At 69.9% G+C, this 18,735-nt stretch carries 20 protein-coding genes; 6 read left to right on the top strand and 14 right to left on the bottom strand.

Features of this window, described 5'->3' with window-relative positions:
* Positions 1 to 10 precede the first annotated feature (10 nt).
* Complete coding sequence (locus tag ACIQLD_RS17480) at positions 11 to 694, top strand: hypothetical protein (RefSeq protein WP_402610047.1); 684 nt, start codon at positions 11 to 13, stop codon at positions 692 to 694.
* Between the two features lie 27 nt (positions 695 to 721).
* Here ACIQLD_RS17480 and pth read toward each other — a convergent pair whose 3' ends face one another.
* Both pth and ACIQLD_RS17470 read right to left on the bottom strand, forming a co-directional pair.
* Positions 722 to 1,303, bottom strand: a complete 582-nt coding sequence (pth, locus tag ACIQLD_RS17475) for an aminoacyl-tRNA hydrolase (protein WP_402610045.1) — start codon at positions 1,301 to 1,303, stop codon at positions 722 to 724.
* Between the two features lie 98 nt (positions 1,304 to 1,401).
* Positions 1,402 to 2,016 (bottom strand): 50S ribosomal protein L25/general stress protein Ctc, encoded by a 615-nt coding sequence (locus ACIQLD_RS17470; protein WP_402610043.1) that lies wholly within the window; start codon positions 2,014 to 2,016, stop codon positions 1,402 to 1,404.
* A 223-nt stretch (positions 2,017 to 2,239) separates the two neighbouring features.
* Here ACIQLD_RS17470 and ACIQLD_RS17465 point away from each other — a divergent pair, with 223 nt between their 5' ends.
* The gene (locus ACIQLD_RS17465) at positions 2,240 to 2,365 is read left to right on the top strand and encodes a hypothetical protein (protein ID WP_017828452.1); all 126 of its coding nucleotides are present in this window, start codon (positions 2,240 to 2,242) and stop codon (positions 2,363 to 2,365) included.
* 43 nt (positions 2,366 to 2,408) lie between these two features.
* Here ACIQLD_RS17465 and ACIQLD_RS17460 read toward each other — a convergent pair whose 3' ends face one another.
* The 7 genes from ACIQLD_RS17460 to ACIQLD_RS17430 form a co-directional block, all read right to left on the bottom strand.
* Positions 2,409 to 2,900 carry a gluconokinase gene (locus tag ACIQLD_RS17460; RefSeq protein ID WP_402610041.1) on the bottom strand — a complete coding sequence of 164 codons (492 nt, stop codon included), beginning with the start codon at positions 2,898 to 2,900 and terminating at the stop codon, positions 2,409 to 2,411.
* A complete protein-coding gene (locus ACIQLD_RS17455; protein ID WP_402610039.1) occupies positions 2,897 to 3,934 on the bottom strand; it encodes a zinc-binding dehydrogenase in 1,038 nt (345 codons plus the stop codon). The genes ACIQLD_RS17460 and ACIQLD_RS17455 overlap by 4 nt, the downstream gene beginning before the upstream one ends.
* A gap of 16 nt (positions 3,935 to 3,950) precedes the next feature.
* Positions 3,951 to 4,682, bottom strand: a complete 732-nt coding sequence (locus tag ACIQLD_RS17450) for a fumarylacetoacetate hydrolase family protein (RefSeq protein WP_402610038.1) — start codon at positions 4,680 to 4,682, stop codon at positions 3,951 to 3,953.
* Positions 4,682 to 5,467, bottom strand: coding sequence for an SDR family oxidoreductase (locus ACIQLD_RS17445; RefSeq protein ID WP_402610036.1), 786 nt, complete (start codon positions 5,465 to 5,467; stop codon positions 4,682 to 4,684). The genes ACIQLD_RS17450 and ACIQLD_RS17445 overlap by 1 nt, the downstream gene beginning before the upstream one ends.
* Positions 5,464 to 6,882, bottom strand: a complete 1,419-nt coding sequence (locus tag ACIQLD_RS17440; protein ID WP_402610034.1) for an MFS transporter — start codon at positions 6,880 to 6,882, stop codon at positions 5,464 to 5,466. The genes ACIQLD_RS17445 and ACIQLD_RS17440 overlap by 4 nt, the downstream gene beginning before the upstream one ends.
* Positions 6,883 to 7,094: 212 nt before the next feature.
* Positions 7,095 to 7,883 (bottom strand): IclR family transcriptional regulator, encoded by a 789-nt coding sequence (locus ACIQLD_RS17435; protein ID WP_402610032.1) that lies wholly within the window; start codon positions 7,881 to 7,883, stop codon positions 7,095 to 7,097.
* Between the two features lie 55 nt (positions 7,884 to 7,938).
* On the bottom strand, positions 7,939 to 8,997 hold the full coding sequence (locus tag ACIQLD_RS17430; protein ID WP_402610030.1) for a D-2-hydroxyacid dehydrogenase: 1,059 nt from the start codon (positions 8,995 to 8,997) through the stop codon (positions 7,939 to 7,941).
* 99 nt (positions 8,998 to 9,096) lie between these two features.
* Here ACIQLD_RS17430 and ACIQLD_RS17425 point away from each other — a divergent pair, with 99 nt between their 5' ends.
* Together ACIQLD_RS17425 and gndA are read left to right on the top strand one after the other, a co-directional pair.
* Complete coding sequence (locus tag ACIQLD_RS17425) at positions 9,097 to 9,987, top strand: NAD(P)-dependent oxidoreductase (RefSeq protein WP_402610028.1); 891 nt, start codon at positions 9,097 to 9,099, stop codon at positions 9,985 to 9,987.
* Between the two features lie 56 nt (positions 9,988 to 10,043).
* The gene (gndA, locus tag ACIQLD_RS17420; protein WP_402610026.1) at positions 10,044 to 11,498 is read left to right on the top strand and encodes an NADP-dependent phosphogluconate dehydrogenase; all 1,455 of its coding nucleotides are present in this window, start codon (positions 10,044 to 10,046) and stop codon (positions 11,496 to 11,498) included.
* Between the two features lie 75 nt (positions 11,499 to 11,573).
* Here the strand turns inward: gndA and ACIQLD_RS17415 are convergent, their stop codons facing one another.
* The 4 genes from ACIQLD_RS17415 to ACIQLD_RS17400 form a co-directional block, all read right to left on the bottom strand.
* Positions 11,574 to 12,299 (bottom strand): ABC transporter ATP-binding protein, encoded by a 726-nt coding sequence (locus ACIQLD_RS17415; protein WP_402610024.1) that lies wholly within the window; start codon positions 12,297 to 12,299, stop codon positions 11,574 to 11,576.
* 89 nt (positions 12,300 to 12,388) lie between these two features.
* Positions 12,389 to 13,846: an ABC transporter permease gene (locus ACIQLD_RS17410; RefSeq protein WP_402610022.1), complete on the bottom strand. Its 1,458-nt coding sequence runs from the start codon at positions 13,844 to 13,846 to the stop codon at positions 12,389 to 12,391.
* A 103-nt stretch (positions 13,847 to 13,949) separates the two neighbouring features.
* The gene (locus tag ACIQLD_RS17405) at positions 13,950 to 14,594 is read right to left on the bottom strand and encodes a bifunctional 4-hydroxy-2-oxoglutarate aldolase/2-dehydro-3-deoxy-phosphogluconate aldolase (protein WP_402610020.1); all 645 of its coding nucleotides are present in this window, start codon (positions 14,592 to 14,594) and stop codon (positions 13,950 to 13,952) included.
* A complete protein-coding gene (locus ACIQLD_RS17400) occupies positions 14,591 to 15,508 on the bottom strand; it encodes an SMP-30/gluconolactonase/LRE family protein (RefSeq protein ID WP_402610018.1) in 918 nt (305 codons plus the stop codon). The genes ACIQLD_RS17405 and ACIQLD_RS17400 overlap by 4 nt, the downstream gene beginning before the upstream one ends.
* A 112-nt stretch (positions 15,509 to 15,620) precedes the next feature.
* Between ACIQLD_RS17400 and ACIQLD_RS17395 the strand changes: the two genes are divergently transcribed.
* Positions 15,621 to 16,538, top strand: a complete 918-nt coding sequence (locus tag ACIQLD_RS17395; RefSeq protein ID WP_402610016.1) for a dihydrodipicolinate synthase family protein — start codon at positions 15,621 to 15,623, stop codon at positions 16,536 to 16,538.
* Positions 16,535 to 17,254 (top strand): SDR family NAD(P)-dependent oxidoreductase, encoded by a 720-nt coding sequence (locus tag ACIQLD_RS17390; protein WP_402610014.1) that lies wholly within the window; start codon positions 16,535 to 16,537, stop codon positions 17,252 to 17,254. Before ACIQLD_RS17395 ends, ACIQLD_RS17390 begins: the two co-directional genes overlap by 4 nt.
* Before the next feature lie 151 nt (positions 17,255 to 17,405).
* Here the strand turns inward: ACIQLD_RS17390 and ACIQLD_RS17385 are convergent, their stop codons facing one another.
* Complete coding sequence (locus tag ACIQLD_RS17385; protein ID WP_402610012.1) at positions 17,406 to 18,719, bottom strand: ABC transporter substrate-binding protein; 1,314 nt, start codon at positions 18,717 to 18,719, stop codon at positions 17,406 to 17,408.
* Between the last annotated feature and the right edge of the window lie 16 nt (positions 18,720 to 18,735).

Raw genomic sequence — 18,735 nt, 5'->3', positions numbered from 1 at the left:
GGATGGGGGCGTGACTGATCCGCAGCTGCCTCCCCCGTCCGGTGCCGTGCCCTCCGATTCGCCGGTGCCGCCCGCGACCGGCGCGTTCCCGCCGCCGACCGCCCCCGGGTACCCTCCGGCAGCTCCCGCGTATCCCCCTGCAGCTCCCGCGTATCCCCCGGCGGGTGCCCCGTATCCTCCGGCAACGCCCTCCGGCTACCCGGCAGCGCCCGCGCCCGGGTATCCGGCAGCCCCTCCCGGGGCCTACCAAGTGCCTGTCGGCGGCTACGCGACCCCGGCCGGCGCCTATCAGGTGCCCGACGCCGCGACACCGTCCACCTCCGGACTCTTCGGAACACTTGCGCTGGTTCTCGCGCTCATCGCGGCCGTGGTGCCGGCGATCGTCGTGAGCATCAGCGCGTTCGAGATCGGTCGGTTCCTCCCGAACGGCGCATCGGTCACCGCCGACGACCTCCGCGTGCTCACCCCGGTACGGGACCAGGTGCTCTGGGCGGAGCTCTCCTTCTGGCTCGGGACCGTCGTCGGCATCGCAGCGATCGTGCTCGGTATCGTCGCGATCGCCAAGAAGCGTGGCCGCGGCGCAGGAATCGCCGCTCTCGTGGTCGCCGTCCTGGCGTCGGTGATCTTCTTCATCGCCCTGGTCGTCGCGCTGACCGCGGGCGCTGCGACGGGCCTGTCGACCTATACGGCCTGACCGGGCCACGACCCCGCAGCGGCCGTCTCAGCGCGGCGCGTGGTGCTTCTGCTGCGCCGCGAGAAGGCCCTCGCCGACCAGCAGCTCGACCGCGTCGGCGGCATCCGCGATGAGGATCGGCAGGTTCGGCCGCTCCTCCTTGCCGAAGGGGGCGAGCACCCAGTCCGCAGGATCCTGACGTCCGACCGGACGGCCGATCCCTACCCGTACGCGCGGGAAGTCGGCCGTCCCCAGCGCTCGTGCGACGTCGCGTACGCCGTTGTGCCCGCCGTGTCCTCCCCCGGTCTTCAGCTTGACCGTGTCGAACGGGATGTCGAGTTCGTCGTGCACCACGATCACCTGCTCGGACGGCACCGAGTAGAACCGGGCCAGCGCCGCCACCGGGGTTCCCGAGACATTCATGAAGGTGTTCGGCTTGGCCAGCACCAGCTTGTCCGCCCCGGGGCGCAACCACGTCTCGACGACGCGGGCTCCGCCCTTGTGCTCACGGAAGGCTTCGCCGCGCCGCGATGCCAGCTCGTCGACCACCATCTGCCCGATGTTGTGGCGCGTGGCCTCGTATCGCGGGCCGGGGTTGCCGAGTCCCACCACGAGCCAGGTCGATGCCATGTCGTCGTCCTCTCCCCGCCGGGTGCGCAGTCCCGGTCAGGATACGACAGAGGGGACGCGATCGGATCGCGTCCCCTCTGTGATGAATCAGTCGGAGGTCACTCCGCGGCGGCTTCTTCGGCAGCCTCGGTGGCCTCGCCGGCCTCGGTGGCCTCTTCGTCATCCTCGGTGGGTGCAGCCGGGACGGAGATCGCGACGACGAGCACCTCGGGGTCGGAGAGCAGCGTGGAGCCCTTGGGGAGCTTCACGTCGGCGCCGGTGATGTGCGCGCCCTCTTCCAGGCCCTCGACGGAGACCTCGATGTTCTGCGGGATGTGCGTGGCCTCGGCCTCGATCGACAGCGTGGTCGCGTCGAGGTTGACGATGGTGCCCGCAGCGGACTCGCCCGTGACGACGATCGGGACGTCGATGGCGACCTTCTCGCCCTTCTTCACGACGAGCAGGTCGATGTGCTCGATGATCTGGTGCACCGGGTCGCGCTGGACGTCCTTGACGAGGGCGAGCTGGCCCTTGCCCTCGATGTCGAGCTCGAGCAGTGCGTTGGCACGACGGATGATGAGCGAGACCTGGTGGCCCGGCAGCGCGACGTGCACCGGCTCGGTGCCGTGGCCGTAGATGACGGCGGGGATCTTGCCGGCGGCGCGGAGGCGACGGGCGAAGCCCTTGCCGAAGCTCTCGCGGAGCTCGGCCTGGACCTTGGTGTCTTCAGACATGGGGTTCTCCTTCGGGGCACGCAGCGAAGGCGCCGCGCGGTGGTCTTGGAATTTTCGAACTCGCTGACGCAGGAGGAAAGCCACCGGGCTTGCTTCGCCGCGTCGATAACGGATGTTCGCGCACGCGCAGAAGCATCCCTCGCCGAGGTACAGCCTCAATGGTACCGGATGACCCGATAGGCTGAGGACACCGGTCCTTTTCTGCAGAACACGGAGAACCCCCATGCTCGACGGCGCCTTCCTCTCGCACGCACTCCTCTGGCTCATCGGCGCCATGACCGTGTGCGCAGCCGTCACGTCGTTCATCGCGCTGTTCGCGATGGGACGCTCGGGGTACCGCAAGGACTGACCCCCGGCTGTGGAGCCGGATCCGCACGCTCGGTTCCGAACTCTCAGCGCCGCCGTGCCGCTTCGGCGATGACGGCGGCCGCGGTCCGGACGTCCGCCGACTCGTCCAGCCGGATTCCCGCCTCATCGGCCTCGAGCGATTCGAGAGTCTGGAGCTGTGAGTCCAGGAGCGCCGCCGGCATGAAGTGATCGGCGCGCACACGCATCCGCTCCTCGAGCACCGCACGACTGATCGCGAGTTCAGCGAAGAACGTCTCGGGCGCTCCGGTCCGGATGACGTCGCGGTAGACGCGCTTGAGCGCCGAGCACGCCACGACGACGCGTTCCTCACTCTGCAGCGTCTCGCCGACCAGACGGAGCCAGGGCAGCCGATCCGCGTCATCCAGGGGCACTCCGGCCGCCATCTTGCGGACGTTCTCGGCCGGATGCAGATCATCGCCGTCGATGAACCGGGCGCCGAGGGTCTCGGCGAGGAACGCACCCACCGTCGACTTGCCCGAGCCGCTCGGGCCCATCACGACGACGCGCACACTCATGCCTCCCGGCCGAAGTCGATGAGCACCTTGCAGGAACTCGCAGGGTCGGCTGCCAATTCGAAGGCATCGAGCGCATCGTCCACCGGCAGGACCTGGCTGATGATACGGCGCACGTCGAGGCTGCCGTCGGCGAGGGCCGCGATGACCTCGTCGAACTCCGCCCCGAAGCGGAAGGACCCCCGCAGCGTGAGCTCACGGGTGATCGCCGTGGCCATCGGCGCGGGAGCCCCTCCACCGCGCTGGAGCCCCAGCATCACCACCGTGCCCCCGCGGACAGCAGCGGAGACAGCGGCGTCGAGCCCTGGAATCGTGCCGCTCGACTCGATCACGACATCGGCGTAGAGCTCGGAGATCTCGCTCTCGGCCCGCGCATCGATCGCTCGGATCCCGCGCGCCTCGGCGACCTCCCTCGGCCGCTGCTGCAGGTCTGTGACGGTCACGGAAGACGCGCCTGCGCGCTGGGCCACTGCGGCGACGAGCTGACCGATGGGTCCGGCGCCGATCACGACCACCCGCCGGCCGCGCACATCCCCCGCCCTCTGCACGCCGTGCCAGGCGACGGCCGCGGGCTCTGCCAGGGCCGCCGTCTGCAGGTCGAGGCCCGCGGGAAGCGGATGCAGCATGCGTGCGGGAAGCGCGACGCGCCGCGCGAAGGCTCCCTGGGTGTGCGGCAGGTGCATCGCCGACCCGAGATAGGTCGATGCCGGCGCGAGGTTCGGATGCTCGGCGGGCCAGGGTGTGCGACCATCGCCGTGCGCGGTGAGCGGATGGACGGCCACGGGCGTGCCGACGGCTGGTCCCGTGCCGTCGATCGCAGCCACTGCCACGACGCCCGACACCTCATGCCCGAGGACCATCGGCTCACGCAGCACAGATGCGCCGGCCGCCCCCTGCCGCCAGTAGTGGAGGTCGGATCCGCAGATGCCGCCGTAGGCGATGGCCACGACGGCCTCGTCCGGCCCGGGCGCCGGGGCGCCGATGTCTTCGATCCGCAGATCTTCGGCGGCATGCGCCACCACGGCGAGATTGTTCACCGCAATCCTTCCTCGGTCACACGAAAGCCGTGACCAGCTCGATTCCCGCCACCCTGACGGTCACGGTCTGCCCCGGCCCCACGGGCGCCTGCGAGTGCGGAGCTCCCGTCATGACGACGTCGCCGGGACCGAGTGGAGACCATGCGGCCACGTAGGCGAGGCAGTCGCGGATCGACATGGGCAGCTCCCGGCTTCCGGTCTCGGCGACGGGTCGTCCGTCGACCTCGACCTCGAGGCGCACATCGTCGATCCCGGCCTCGGTGTCGATCCAGGGGCCGAGCGGGGTGTACCCCTCCCCCGATTTCGATTCGAAGTTGCGCGGATCGAATGCCGCGCGCTCCGGGCTCGAGAGGTCGTTCACCGCGGTGACCCCGAGCACGTACTCGTGCGCATTCTGCGCGGTCAGGCCCCGGGTCGGGCGGCCGATCACGACCGCGATCTCCCCCTCGGCGACCTGGCCGCCCGCGTCGCGGCGCAGCACGACCTCGACACCGCTGCCGGTCACGGTCCGCGGGCTCTTGAGCCAGGCCTGCACGGGAGAGACGTGCGCCGGTCCGTTCTGGGCGATGCCGACGATCACCGGCGGATCCACCGGTGCGACGATCGAGCCTTCGATGGGCGGCCCGGCGTCGTCCGGGTCTCGCCCCTCGGCGAAGGCGAGGAACGGATCGGATACGGGAATCAGCCCGTCGACCCCGTGTCGCACCCACCGGCGGCCACCGCTTGTGGCGACGCGTCCGAGACGCATCAGACGACCGCCGTCATGCCGCCGTCGACGAACAGCGTCTGCCCGTTGACGAAGTCGCTCGCGGCGCTCGCGAGGAACAGCAGGGCGCCGACGAGGTCCCTGGTGTCTCCCCACCGGCCGGCCGGCGTGCGTCCGCGCACCCACTCGGAGAACTGCTCATCCGCGACGAGGGCCTTCGTGAGCTCGGTGGCGAAGTATCCGGGGGCGATCGCGTTGGCCTGGATGCCGTGCGGGGCCAGATCCGCGCACAGCCCCTTCGTGAACATCACGATCGCACCCTTGGTCGCCGAATACGCCGCGATCGAAGGGCGGGCGAGCTGCGACTGCACGCTGCCGATCTGGATGATCTTGCCCGACCCGCGGGCGATCATGCCGGCGGCGACCCGTCGGGAGAGATGGAAGACGCTGGAGAGGTTGGTCTGCACGAGGGCATCCCAGTCCTCGTCGGCGAACTCGGCGATGGGCGCCCGGCGCTGGACACCGGCGTTGTTCACGAGGATGTCGGGGGTTCCGATCAGATGCTCCACCTCGCCGACGCCGGCATCCACCGCCGCCGCCTCGGTCACGTCGAAGACGACGCTGTGCACGACCGCTCCCGTGACCCGTGCGATCTCCTCCGCCGCCGCCTGTGCCTTCGCGGCATCCCGCCCGTGCACGACGACGGTCGCTCCTGCGCCGGCGAGCCCCTCGGCGAGGGTCCTGCCGATCCCCTGACTCGATCCGGTGACCAGCGCTGTGCGCCCCGTCAGGTCGAAGGCGGCGAGTCCCGCCGGCAGCGCGGTCATCGTCCGACGGCCTTGATCGACACCGTGGTGGCGAAGACGTCGTCGCCGCCCTCCTCGCGCGAGACCTTGATCGCGTCGTCGACGCGGGTGAGGTCACGGCGAAGGGTCTCGGGAGCGAGGAATGTCGAGGCGGTGGTGATGAGGGCGAGCACCGCCATGTAGATGGCCAGGAGAACCCAGTTGCCGTCGCTCACCGCGATCAGGTACGCACCGAGGACACCGGCGAGACCGCCGGCGAGCACGGCCGAGATCTCGCGGGCCATCGCCACGCCCAGGTACCGGTGACGGTTGCCGAAGAGTTCGGGAAGCATGGCGCACTGCGGTCCGAGCATGCTGTTCACGGCGACGCCGATACCGATCGCGATCACGCCGATGGCCACGGCGTAGTTGCCGAGCGACAGCAGCCACCAGGCGGGGAACGTGTAGACCAGCATGAAGACGGCTCCGAAGCGGTACACCGTGCGACGCCCGAAGCGGTCGGAGAGGTGTCCGGTGAACGGCACGGAGAAGACGCCGATCAGCGACCCGAGGGTGACACCCCACGTGAGCAGGCTCTTGTCGGCCGTGTCGCCGACCACGGTGACGAAGAAGGCGAGACCGAGCGTCTGGAACATGTACGAGCCGCCGTTCTCGGCCATCCGCAGCCCCACACCGACGATCACGCCGGGCAGGCCGTGGGTGAAGATCTCCTTGATGGGGCGGTCGGCGATCTGCTCGTGCTTCTCGAGCTCGATGAACGTCGGCGTCTCGCGCAGCCGCATCCGGATGAACAGCGCGAGCAGGATCAGCGCGAAGGAGGCGAGGAAGGGCACGCGCCATCCCCAGCTCAGCAGCTGGTCCTCGGGGAGCAGTGTGATCAGGCCGAACACCACGGCGGCGAGCAGCGTGCCCGCCTGGATGCCGACGAACGGGAGAGCCGAGAAGAAGCCGCGGCGCTTGACCGGCGCGTACTCGGCCATCAGCACGGTGGCTCCGGCCTGCTCGGCACCGGCACCGAACCCCTGCAGCAGGCGCATGAGCACGAGCAGGATCGGCGCCCACACCCCGATCGCGGCGTAGGTGGGAAGCAGCCCGATCGCGGTGGAGGCGCCGCCCATCAGCACGATGGTCGCGACCAGCACCCACTTGCGTCCGAGCTTGTCGCCCAGAACGCCGAAGAACAGGCCGCCGAACGGACGCGCGAGGAACCCGACGCCGAAGGTCGCGAACGCGGCGACCGTGGCCATCGCCGGGTCATCCTGCGGGAAGAACAGCACATTGAAGATCAGCGCCGTCGAGAGGCCGTAGAGCGCGAAGTCGAAGTACTCCAACGCGCTGCCGATGCTCGACGCGAGGGTCGCGCGGCGCAGGTTCGCCGCGTATTCCGGGTCATCGGACGCTGCTCGGGGTGAGGTGCGGGGGTCTGTCACGGCCATCTCCTTCGATCGGCTTCGCCTGCGGCGTGCCCCCGACTGTACCAGCCTGTTGGATTGCGTTCAACCCTTTGGACGCTCTTCGGTGCACAGCGATCTCCGGCGGGCGCGCGGCGGCTGCACGTCGGGCGAACGGAAGGCGCACGGCGGACGCACGGAAGGCGCGCGGAAGGCGCACAGACCCTTCCGAACCCGGGCGACGGGCGACGGAGACGTCAGCGCCGGACGGCGGCGCTGAACGGATTCGTGAGCGCGGCGGCGGCATCGCGCAGCGCCTCACCCACACGCTCGATGCGCTCGTAGTCGGCCTCGGCCGCCCGGATCGCGACACCGAGCGCGAGCGGCGGATCAGTCGGGGCCCATCCCTCCAGCGGAACCGCGACGCCGACGATGCCGCGGAACGACTCCTCGGCGTCGAGCGCCCAGCCCCGTCGACGGGCGGTCGCCAGCACCTCCAGCAGCCCCGGCATGGTGGTCGCGCTGCGCTCGGTGAGCTGCGGGAACTCCGCGTCATCCCCGAGGAGCTCGACGACCTCGGCATCGCTCATGGCAGCGAGGAGCGCGCGACCTGTGGCCGAGAGCGGAGCGGGGAGCCGCGAACCGAGCGGCGTGCCCAGCCGAAGCGAGCGCGACCCCTCGTGCCGCGCCAGATACAGCGCATCGGTGCCGTCGAGCATCGCGACCTGCACGAGTTCGGAGGCCAGCTGCGGCGAGGCCTCGCACACGCTGTAGAACTCACGCACCTGATTGAACTGCGCGGCGAACGCGCCTCCCAGCTCTGCGGTGCGCACACCGAGACGGTATCCCTGCGCCGTGCGGTCGATCATGCCGCCGGCCTCGAGGGCGAGGCAGAGGTTCGCTGTCGACGACTTCGCCAACCCCAGGTCTCCCGCGAGCTCGGTGAGCGTGCGCGGACCACCCGCCTCGGCGAGGATGCCGAGCAGGCGGATGCTGCGGGTCACGGCGGGCGCGGGGTCGCGCCCCTCGCGGGTGTCATCTTCCATGGCCGCGCCTTCCGCCATCAGGGGCGCCGCAGGCAGTCGATCACCTGCGGGCCGATCAGTAGAACTCGACCGTATCCACCACGGCGGTCAGCGGCTCGCCATCGAGCAGGCGCGCCGCGTTCTCCGCGAAGCGTCGGGCGATCCGCTCCTCCTCCTTCGAACTGAGGGCCGCGGTGTGCGGACTCACCAGCACGTTCGGGTGGCTCCACAGCGGCGAGGCCTCGTCGAGGGGTTCCTGTTCGAAGACGTCGAGAGCGGCGAAGGCCACACGGCCGTCGTCGAGCGCACCGAGCAGAGCGGTCTCGTCGATCACCGTGCCGCGGCCGACGTTGGTGACGATCGCGCCGGGCTTCACCGCATCGAGCACATCGGCGCCGATCAGATGGTGGGTCTGCGCCGTGCCCGGAAGCGTGACGACGATCGCATCGACGTGGGCCACGGCATCGGTCAGTTCATCCAGCGGGATCAGGCGATCGACTCCCGCCACCGGCGCTCCGGAGCGCGTCGTTCCCCACACGCGCGCGCCGAGCGCGTGGAAACGCCGCGCGCATTCCGCTCCGATGCCGCCCAGACCGACGACCAGCACGGTCATCTCGTCGAGCTGACGCATCTCCCAGCGGTCCGGCCAGGTACGCGTCCCCTGATCGGCGAGGAGGCGCGGGAGGTTCTTCGCTCCTGCCATCACACCGAAGACGGCGAACTCGGCCAGCGGGCCGCCGTGCACGCCGGCGCTGGTGGTGAACACGATGCGGTCGAGGGCCTGACGGTCGAGGCCGGCGGCCTTCACCGATGCCCCGCCGCCGGCGGCGGTGGTCATGACCCAGCGCAGACGAGGATTCGCCGACACAGTCCTCGCCAGCGCCTTCGCATCGACGTCGGGGATGCCGAAGAGCACGTCCGCCGAATCGACCAACTCGTCGAAAGCCTGCTGCTCGCTCGGCGTGCGGACGTGATCGGGGTCGCCCGTCCAGTCGGCAGGCCCGCGCATCGGAGCCATCAGCGAGTGGTCGCGAACCACCTCGAGGCGCGGCTCGAGGTCCTCGATCAGGCGACACAGGTCTTCCGGCAGCGGTACCGCCACGACGGCGCGCAGCTTCTTCTCGGTCCCCGTCATGCTGATCCCTTCCTCGGGAAGTCTCTGGATCCTCACCATAGCTCAGATCCATCCTGTTGGACACTGTTCTATGCGTTGGATTGTTGCTACCGTGTGCGCATGAGCATCTCATCCGTCACCGTCGGCGCCGTGGGCCTCGGCGCCATGGGCCGCCCGATGGCCGAGCGCCTGCTCGCCGCACACGGTGGACTCGTCATCCACGCCCGCCGTCCGCAACCGGAGTTGCTGGCCGCCGGAGCCTCCTGGGCGGAGACGCCACGCGAGCTCGCCTCCAGAGTAGACGTCCTGCTCATGATGCTGCCCGACCTTCCGCCGTTCGAAGCGATGCTCGGGGGCCCGGACGGACTGCTCGCGGACGCCGGCGACCTGCTCATCCTCATCGGCTCGACCTCCTCCGCCCCCGCCGTGCGCGCGCTCGCGGAACGAGTCGGCGCCGAGACCGACGGACGCGTGCGGGTCGTGGACTGCCCGGTCTCGGGCGGCGAGGACGGCGCGATCGCCGGAACCCTCTCGATCATGCTCGGCGGTGACCCCGAGGACGCGGCCGTCGCGGCGGAAGTCCTCGCCCCCTGCGGCACCCCGGTGCTGCTGGGCCCGCTCGGCGCCGGCGAGGTCGCCAAGGCCTGCAACCAGCTCGTGGTGTCGGCGACGATCATGGCGCTCGGCGAGGCCACCGTACTCGCCGAGCGCTCCGGCCTCGACCTCGACGCGCTCTGGTCGCTGCTCTCGGGCGGCTACGCGGGGTCGCGACTACTCGACAGCCGCCGCGAGAAGCTCGTCACCGGCGACGACTCCCCCAGCGGCATCGCGCAATACATGGTGAAGGACCTCGGCTTCGCAGCCGACATCGCCGAAGCCACCGGCACCTCTCCCGTGCTGCTGCCCGCGCTGAGAGCGGCCTTCGACGAGCTGGTCGCCGCCGGGCTCGGCGACCGCGACATCGCCGTGTCACGACGCTTCATCGCCTCTCGTGACACAGGTGGCCACTGACCTCCCGTACAGCGATACGCTGAAACCACCCCTTCTTCACGATCGAGGAGCCTTCTGTGCCCGAAGCATCAGCGAACATCGGAGTCGTCGGACTCGCCGTCATGGGATCGAACCTCGCCCGCAACCTCGCCAGCCGCGAGGGAAACACGGTGGCGATCTTCAACCGCAGCTACGAGAAGACCCAGACGCTCCTCGACGAGCACCCCGAGGCCGGATTCGTTCCGGCCCACACCTACCAGGAGTTCGCCGACTCGCTGCAGAAGCCGCGCACCGCGATCATCATGGTCAAGGCCGGCGGCCCGACCGACGCCGTGATCGACGCGCTGGTCGAGGTGTTCGAGCCGGGCGACATCATCGTCGACGGCGGCAACGCGTACTTCCCCGACACCATCCGCCGCGAGAAGGCGGTTCGCGAGACCGGCATCAACTTCGTCGGCGCCGGCATCTCCGGTGGCGAGGAGGGTGCCCTCACCGGCCCCTCGATCATGCCCGGCGGGTCGGACGAATCGTGGGTCACGCTCGGACCGATCCTCAAGTCGATCGCCGCGATCGCCGAGGGTGAGCCCTGCGTCACGCACGTCGGCCATGACGGCGCCGGCCACTTCGTCAAGATGGTGCACAACGGCATCGAGTACGCCGACATGCAGCTCATCGCCGAGGCCTACGACCTCATCCGCCGTGGCACGGGCAAGTCGCCCGCTGAGATCGCCGAGATCTTCGCCGAATGGAACAAGGGCGAGCTCGAGTCGTACCTGATCGAGATCACCGCCGAGGTGCTCCGTCAGGTCGATGCCGAGACCGGCAAGCCGCTCGTCGACGTGATCCTCGACCAGGCTGGCGCCAAGGGAACCGGCGCGTGGACCGTGCAGACCGCTCTCTCGCTCGGTGTCCCCGTCTCCGGTATCGCCGAGGCGACCTTCGCCCGCTCGCTCTCCTCTCACCCCGAGCAGCGAGCCGTCGCCGGCGCCCTCCCCGGCCCCGACGAGGAGTTCACCGTCTCCGCCGAGGACACCGAGCAGTTCATCGAAGACGTGCGCCTGGCGCTCTACGCCTCGAAGATCGTCGCCTACTCGCAGGGCTTCGACGAGATCCGCGCGGGTGCGGCCGAGTACGGCTGGAACATCGACCTGGGCGCGATCAGCAAGATCTGGCGCGGAGGCTGCATCATCCGCGCCCAGTTCCTCAACCGCATCGCCGACGCCTACGCGGCGACCCCCGACCTGCCCGTGCTGATGACCGCCCCGTACTTCGCCGAGGCACTCACCCGCGGCCAGGCGTCGTGGCGTCGCGTCGTCGTGACCGCGGCTCAGGCGGGCATCCCGGCTCCGGCGTTCTCGTCGTCGCTGTCGTACTACGACGGCATCCGGGCCGACCGCCTGCCCGCCGCCCTCGTGCAGGGCCAGCGCGACTTCTTCGGTGCGCACACCTACAAGCGCATCGACAAGCCGGGTACGTTCCACACGCTGTGGTCGGGCGACCGCACCGAGATCGAGGCGGAAGACACGCACTGACGTCCTGTCGTCGAAGGGCCGGGTACCGCGAGGTACCCGGCCCTTCGTGCGTCACGACCGTGTCGCCACCGCCCTCTACTTCGTGATGTCCTGGACGACGCCCTTCGTGAGCCGAAGGCGCCGAGTCGCGCGCCGCGCCACCGCCGAGTCGTGCGTCACCACGATGATCGTGATCCCCTCGGCGCACAGCGATTCGAGGAGCGTCAGGATCTCGTCACGCATGCTCTCGTCGAGATTGCCGGTCGGCTCATCGGCCAGGAGCACCCGCGGCCTCTTGACGATGGCGCGCGCGATCGCGACGCGCTGCTGCTGACCGCCGGAGAGCTCGGCAGGTCGATGGTCGCCCCTGTCGTCGAGACCGACGTGCGCGAGGGCCTCAGCGACCCTCCCACGCCTCTCCTCCTTGTCGGGATGGAGGGGCTCGAGCGCCATGTCGACGTTCTCGGCAGCCGTGAGTGTGGGGATCAGGTTGAACCCCTGGAACACGAACCCGATCTCCTCCGCCCTGATGCGGCCGAGTTCCTTCGCCGATGCCGACGCGAGTTCACGGCCGTCCAGCAGGAGGGAACCCGTCGTCGGCGTGTCGAGGGCCCCGAGCAGCTGCAGCAGAGTCGACTTCCCGCCTCCGGTCGGCCCCTGGATGGTGACGAACTCACCGGGCATGATGTCGAGGTCGACGCCGGTGAGCGCTTTCACGATCCGCCCCTTCTGCGTGTACGTCCGGGTGACCCCGGCGACGCGGTAGATCGGCTGCTCGTTCCCGGTTCGTTGCGTCTTCTGGTCGAGGTCTGCGATGGTCATCTGCTTCTCCTGCTCGTGGGGTGTCGACGTGCGGGGTGCCCGCGTGGGGAATGGCGGCTGCTGTCGGACGTCGCCAGCGCGTGCGGTGCTCATGCGACCGACCGCAGGGCTTCCGCCGGGCTGAGACGCGCGGCGCGCCAGCCGCCGAACGCTCCGGCGACGAGACCGCCGAGCACCGCGAGACCGATGGCGGCGACCAGCACCCAGGGGGTGAACGGCGCCTGGAGCACGACATCCGCCACGGGGCTCTGGAACATCCCTCCGCCGCCGGTCGGGCCCCCGCCCACGCTCCCGGGGCCCGTGCCCTGACTCGCACCGCTCGCGGCGACCGTGGGTCTCAGGACGTTGATCAGCACGATGCCGGCGATGCCGAGGACGAGACCGACCGCTCCCCCGATCAGTCCCTGCACCATGGACTCTCCGGCGACCTGACGGACGACCCGGCCGTTCGACCAGCCGATCGCCTTGAGCGTTCCGAACTCCCTGGTGCGACGTCCGACACCCGACAGGGTGAGCAGCACCGAGAGCAGCACGGCAACGGCGAGCACGATGATCGAGAGCCAGGTGCCGAGGTCGGTGATCAGCGCGGTCGCGCTGGAGAGGGAACCGGAGACGGTCGAGGCGAGCTCGGACTGCGAGGTGACGGTCGCATCGGGGAGCGCGTCGGACAGCGCGGATTGCACGGCCTCGATCGAGTCGGCCGAATCCGCCTGCACGTACACGGTGGAGATGACGTCGTCCACACCGGCGAGCGTCTGCGCGGTGCGCAGCGGCAGATAGACGTCGGCCGCCGTGTCCGCGCTGCCCGAGGTCGAACCGAGGATGCCGACCACCTCGACATCGGAACCGGCCACATCGATCGTGTCTCCCACCGCGATCTCGTTCGCGCCGGCGTAGGTGCTGTCGACGAGGGCGACGAGCGCTTCGGCATCATCGGCGTCGAATCCGCGACCGTCGGTCACCTCGGCAGACGCGAGCGGACCGACGGAGGTCGCTGCGGGGTCGATCCCGAGCACGGAGAACGAGTCGACTCCGAAGGATCCGCCGCCGCCCTGTCCGCCGTCCGACGGGTTCTGGCCCTCCTCGGGCGCGGCCGGCTGCTCGCCGTCCTGCGGCGTGAATCCTCCGTCGGGCACCTCGCCGGAGAAGGTCGAGTTCGTGAGGCTGAGCGCCCCGGATGCGGCGGCGACCCCGTCCGTGGCGGCGACGGTGTCGAGCACCGACGCGTCGAGCGTGCCACGCAGGAAGTCGGTCCGCAGCGTGGACTGCGCGAGCGTGGTGGTCTCACCGTCGCTCTGACCCGCATCCGCGTCGAAGTCGAAACGCGGCCCTTCACCCTGGCCGGGGTCGGCGGCCGCTCCCGTCACGGTGAGATCGGTGCCGACTCCGTAGACGGAGGCGAGGGCCTGCGCCTGCGCGTCACGCACTCCGGCGGTGAGCGCGTTGACGACGATCACGAGCGCGATCGCGATCGCCAGCCCGATCGCGACGATCGCCGTCTGCTTCTTGCGGCCGGCGAGTTCGCGCCGCAGATATGTTCCGTACATCTCTCTCCTTCCGCCGCGGCCATCGCGGGGCGAGATCGACGTTAGGAATCGCGCATATGCGAGATCGAGGGACCGGTGATGAGGAACCTATGGAGTGCGCCGGTCACCCGGCGCGCACGGCCTGCACGAATGCACTGGCGCGGACGGCGAGCGCTTCGAGATCGCCGCCGGGACTCGCGGCGTCGCCGACGAGAGGCCCGCCCACTCCGATGCCGAAGGCACCGGCAGCGAGGTACTCACCGACGGTGTCGACGCGCACTCCTCCCACGGGGATGATCCGCGCCTGCGTAAGAGGATCGCGGACGGCACGGATGAAGCCCGGGCCGAGCGCCGACGCGGGGAACAGCTTCACCGCCGCACTGCCGAGGTCGTGGCCGCGCTGGATCTCGGTGGGCGTGTAGACACCGGGAAGCACGCCGATGCCCAGGCTGACCGCATGGGGCACCGACGCGCTGAGCGTGGGCGTCACCATGAACTGTGCACCGGCGGCGGCGGCCCGTTCCACATCGCCCTCATCGAGCACCGTGCCGGCACCGATCAGCGCCTCGCCAGGAGCGTCCTGCACGACCTGGGCGATCGCTTCCTCCGCGTCCGGCAGGGTGAGTGCGATCTCGAGCGTGAGCACGCCCGCCGTGAGCAGCGTCCGCGCGGCGGCGACCGTGGCATCGACATCCGTCCCCCGCAGGATCGCGACGAGCCGCGCGCTGCGCAGCCGCTCCTGCAGTTGCGTGTTGTCCACGGTGCTCACGAGGCCACCTCCTCGGCGGCGCCGACCGCGGGAGGGGTCGGTGCCATGCCGCGCCACGGGAACGCGGGTGCACCGCCGACCTCCACCTCCACGCCGAGCAATGCGCCATCGGCGTCGGTGGGGTCGGTCAGCCCGATGCTCGCGGTGGTGATCACGAGCAGCCTGTCGACCAGGGTCACGGCGGTCGGCCGCTTCGCCGGAAGGGTGATCGTCTCCAGGAGTTCTCCGTCGGGCGAGTAGCGGCGCACCTCGGAGGCATCCCAGACCGCGACCCAGAGCATGCCGTCGAGATCGATCGCCATGCCGTCGGGGTTGCCGCCTTCGACCCGGCATACCGTACGACGGTTCGAGAGCTCGCCGTCCGGCGCCACATCGAATGCCTCGATGCTGCGGTGCGGGAGCGTGTCGATGTAGTAGAGCGTGGCGCCGGTGCGGTCGAAGGCGAGGCCGTTGGAGACGGTGACGCCGTGGAGGCGCGCGGTCGGCTCCCCATCGACACCGATGCTCCAGAGGGTGCAGTGGGGATCACGGGGCATCGATTGGCTGCCGACCCAGAAGCGCCCGGACGGATCGCCGCCTCCGTCGTTCATGTAGTCGCCTGGCGCCGCGATGTCGTCCGTGAGGGGTGAGACGACGCCGTCGTCGCTCACATGCACGATGCGGCGGTCGACGCCGACGAGCCAGCCTTCTCCCGGCTGCGCGAGCGGGATCGGAGCGCCGATCTGCGCTCCGACGACGACCGCGGCCTCGGGAACGACCCTGCCGTCCTCGATCCGGCCGCGGTGCAGCGAACCCGTCGACATGTCGATCCAGGCGAGGCTCCCGTCGCGGGCGTCCCAGCGCGGCGATTCGGCCTGGACGTAGCGGGCGTCGGAGAGGATCTCGACGGTACGGGAGGTCTGGGGGTGCGACATCCGGGCCATCCTTCTCTGGTAGGTCGTAACCGTTATATGGCAGACTATCTCACAATATGCATAACACTTGCGAGAAATGTGGACACACGATGATGAAGCGGGGAAACAGCTGATGGCTCCGACACTCCACGGCTTGATGCCCATCCTGGCGACTCCTTTCGACGAGTCGGGCGCCCTCGACCGCGAGAGCCTGCGCCGACTGGTCGAGTTCCAGCTCGCGTCCGGCGTCGACGGTGTGGCCGTCTTCGGCATGGCGAGCGAGGGCTTCGCCCTCACCACCGAGGAGCGCCGCACGATCCTGGACGATGTCGTCCGCGTGGTCGACGGCCGGGTCCCCGTGATCGCCGGTGTCAACGGCACGTCCACGGCGACGTCGATCGAGCAGGCCCTCCTCGCCGAGGAAGGGGGCGCGAACGCTCTCATGGTGCTTCCTCCGTTCATGGTGAAGCCGCCAGCTGGAACACTCGTCGACTTCTACGGAGACGTCGCCGCCGCCACCTCGCTCTCCGTCATGGTGCAGGATGCGCCCGGCGTCACCGGCGTCGTGATGGCACCGGCTCTCATCGCCGAGCTCGCCCGCCTCGACGGCGTCGACTCCGTGAAGGTCGAAGCACCGCCGACGGCCCCCAAGGTCGGCGCGGTCGTCTCGGCGATCGACGACCCGGCCTTCGCGGTGCTCGGCGGACAGAACGCGCAGTTCTGCCTGGAGGAGTACGCCAGGGGCGCCGTCGGCACGATGCCGGCCTGCGAGTTCCCCGACCTCCTCGGCCCGGTGCTCGCCCAGTTCCTCGAGGGGCGCGTCGACGAGGCCCGCGCTGAGTTCCGTCGTATGCTCCCTCTCGTGCTCATCGGTCTGCAGGGTGGCATCGCGTGGGCGGTGCACAAAGAGGTCCTCGTCGCGCGCGGCGTGATCGACCACGCGACGGTCCGCTACCCGGCTTCGCGCCTCGACGCCGGCAGCCGTTCGTCGGTCAAGCTCGTGATCGACGAACTCGCGCTTCCTCCGATCCCCACCACGGTGCGCGTGTGACCCGCCGCGGCGTGCTGCTGATCGGCGGCAGCTCCGACATCGGTCTCGCGATCGCCCGCGCCTTCGTCGACGGTGGAGACGCCGTCGTCGGGGTGGGGCTCGAGGACTCCGACGATCCCGTCTTCGCGCGGTATCTCGTCGCGGACTGCAGCCGACCGGAGGCCGCCGACCGCGCCGTCGCGGATGCGGAGCAGGCACTCGGCCGACTCGATGTCGTCGTGCTCGCGGCCGGGCGCATGCCGATCGGACGCGCCGAGGCCACGAGCGACGAGGACTGGCGCAGCGCGCTGGGTGCCACGCTCGATTCGGCGTTCTTCGTGGCGCGCGCCGCGCTCCCCCGCCTCGCATCCGGATCGTCGATCGTCGCGGTGACCTCGGTCAACTCGTCGCTCGCGGCCCCGGCCCTGCCGGCCTACGCAGCCGCCAAGGCCGGCGTGGACGGCCTCATCCGCCAGCTCGCCCTCGACTACGGCCCCCGGGGCATCCGCGCCAACGCCGTGCAGCCGGGGAGCATCTCGGCGATCGACACCGGCGAGAGCGAGGGCTACCCGCTCGGACGCATCGGACGCCCGGAGGAGGTGGCGTCCGTCGTGGCGTTCCTCGCCTCCGACGCCGCGTCCTTCGTCACCGGCACGTCGATCGCCGTCGACGGAGGCCTGTCCATCTCCTCCCCCGCCGCCTGGCTGAAGCCGGTACTGCGCGACCGCTGGCTCTGAACCCCCGGCAACCACGACGAAGGCCGCGTCCCCTGATCGGGACGCGGCCTTCGTCGTGGTTGTTCTGCCTCACACAGACGTTCGAATCGCGTGAATGGTCGCACCCCCGGTGGGGACACGACCATTCACGCGTTTCGAAGCGAGTAACGGCTCAGGCGTTCGCGTCGAGCAGCCCCTGCACTTCCTTCTTCAGCACGTTGAGCCCGGCCTGCACCTCGACCTGACCGGCGAGGATCGTCGCGACGCCCGCGCCGATGGCCGCATCGATCTGCGCGGTCACGGCGACACGATCCCACGCGGCACCGCGGGCGTGCTCGGAGACCTCGGTGCGGAACGCGCCCTGGAACTTGTCGGCCGCGAGGGCCGGGATCTTGTCGGCGACGCTCTTGGCGGCAGGCGCCACCGCGGAGTTCTCGTACAGCGCGGTCGCCGCCTCGACGTTGGTCGCGGCGTAGAGGATGAAGTCACGGCTGGTGAGCTCTCCCTCGCCCGCCGTCGCGAAGACTCCACTGCCCCAGGCCCGGTTGAACGAGTCCTTGCCACCGGCGGTCGGACGCGAGATCGCGCCGATGTTGTCGATGATGTTCTGGGCGGCACCGTTCGTCTTGACGAAGGTCGACGCGAGCGGAGCATCGTCGTACAGAGCGGCTCGCCCGCTCGCGAACAGGATGCGGGCATCGCTGCGCGCCACGTTCGTCTGCGTCAGGCCGGCATCCTGCAGCGACTTGTACCAGGTGACCGCCTTGACGCTCTCGGCGTCTCCCAGGGTGCACTTCAGGTCGTCGGTGACGACGTCGCTGCCGAAGCCCCACATCCACGGGACGGCGTCCTTGAGGTCGGGGTTCTTGGTGACGGCGGCGTACGGGATCAGCGAGGAGTCCTGCTTCTTGATCTTCTCGAGCGCGGTGGCGAACTGCTCCACGGTCATGCCCGACTTGATGCCGACGCTCTTCGCGATCTCGCCGTTGGTGATGATGCCGATGCCGGCGGCCGTCAGGGGCAGCACGAGCAGCTTGCCGTCCATGGTGTACGAGTCGAGCACACCCTGCGGGATACCCAGCCCCTTCGCGAGGTCGGTGAGGTCGGCGAGCACGTTCATGGGCGTCAGCACCTGCCACCCGCCGGACTGCCCCACTCCCATGAGGTTGCCGGAGCGCCCGGTCAGCGCCAGTTGAGTGGCCGCCTGATCGTAGGGGTAGATCACGGGGGCGACCTTGACGCCCTCCTGCTTCGAGAATCCGTCGAGGATGCCCTGCCACGCCGACTTCAGAGCTTCCTCGCCGAGCGAGTTGCCGTAGAAGTTGATGGTCTTGGCCTCCGTGGCACCGGCGGCCGTGGCACCTGCACCGGTGCCGGGTGCGGCGGGTGTCGCGCAACCGGCGAGCGCGAGAGCACCGAAAGCGGCCAGGACGGTGCCGCCTCCGAGGAAGGCTCGGCGGCTCAGCTGCGAGTTCGAGATGTTCATGAGACTGCTCCTTCGG

The sequence above is a fragment of the Microbacterium sp. NPDC091662 genome, from assembly GCF_044756705.1.
GTDB lineage: Bacteria > Actinomycetota > Actinomycetes > Actinomycetales > Microbacteriaceae > Microbacterium.
The sequence above is the reverse complement of the archived record's forward strand: the minus strand, read 5'-3'. Positions and strand labels throughout refer to the sequence as shown.

Bases quoted from the DNA above. Each gene is read 5' to 3' on its own strand.
- ACIQLD_RS17400 (WP_402610018.1), bottom strand. From the start codon at position 15,508: ATGTCGCACCCCCAGACCTCCCGTACCGTCGAGATCCTCTCCGACGCC.
- ACIQLD_RS17440 (WP_402610034.1), bottom strand. From the start codon at position 6,882: ATGGCCGTGACAGACCCCCGCACCTCACCCCGAGCAGCGTCCGATGAC.
- pth (WP_402610045.1), bottom strand. From the start codon at position 1,303: ATGGCATCGACCTGGCTCGTGGTGGGACTCGGCAACCCCGGCCCGCGA.
- ACIQLD_RS17465 (WP_017828452.1), top strand. From the start codon at position 2,240: ATGCTCGACGGCGCCTTCCTCTCGCACGCACTCCTCTGGCTCATCGGC.
- ACIQLD_RS17430 (WP_402610030.1), bottom strand. From the start codon at position 8,997: ATGACGGGGACCGAGAAGAAGCTGCGCGCCGTCGTGGCGGTACCGCTG.
- ACIQLD_RS17425 (WP_402610028.1), top strand. From the start codon at position 9,097: ATGAGCATCTCATCCGTCACCGTCGGCGCCGTGGGCCTCGGCGCCATG.
- ACIQLD_RS17410 (WP_402610022.1), bottom strand. From the start codon at position 13,846: ATGTACGGAACATATCTGCGGCGCGAACTCGCCGGCCGCAAGAAGCAG.
- ACIQLD_RS17415 (WP_402610024.1), bottom strand. From the start codon at position 12,299: ATGACCATCGCAGACCTCGACCAGAAGACGCAACGAACCGGGAACGAG.
- ACIQLD_RS17385 (WP_402610012.1), bottom strand. From the start codon at position 18,719: ATGAACATCTCGAACTCGCAGCTGAGCCGCCGAGCCTTCCTCGGAGGC.
- ACIQLD_RS17460 (WP_402610041.1), bottom strand. From the start codon at position 2,900: ATGAGTGTGCGCGTCGTCGTGATGGGCCCGAGCGGCTCGGGCAAGTCG.
- ACIQLD_RS17435 (WP_402610032.1), bottom strand. From the start codon at position 7,883: ATGGAAGATGACACCCGCGAGGGGCGCGACCCCGCGCCCGCCGTGACC.
- ACIQLD_RS17450 (WP_402610038.1), bottom strand. From the start codon at position 4,682: ATGCGTCTCGGACGCGTCGCCACAAGCGGTGGCCGCCGGTGGGTGCGA.
- ACIQLD_RS17470 (WP_402610043.1), bottom strand. From the start codon at position 2,016: ATGTCTGAAGACACCAAGGTCCAGGCCGAGCTCCGCGAGAGCTTCGGC.
- ACIQLD_RS17445 (WP_402610036.1), bottom strand. From the start codon at position 5,467: ATGACCGCGCTGCCGGCGGGACTCGCCGCCTTCGACCTGACGGGGCGC.
- ACIQLD_RS17395 (WP_402610016.1), top strand. From the start codon at position 15,621: ATGGCTCCGACACTCCACGGCTTGATGCCCATCCTGGCGACTCCTTTC.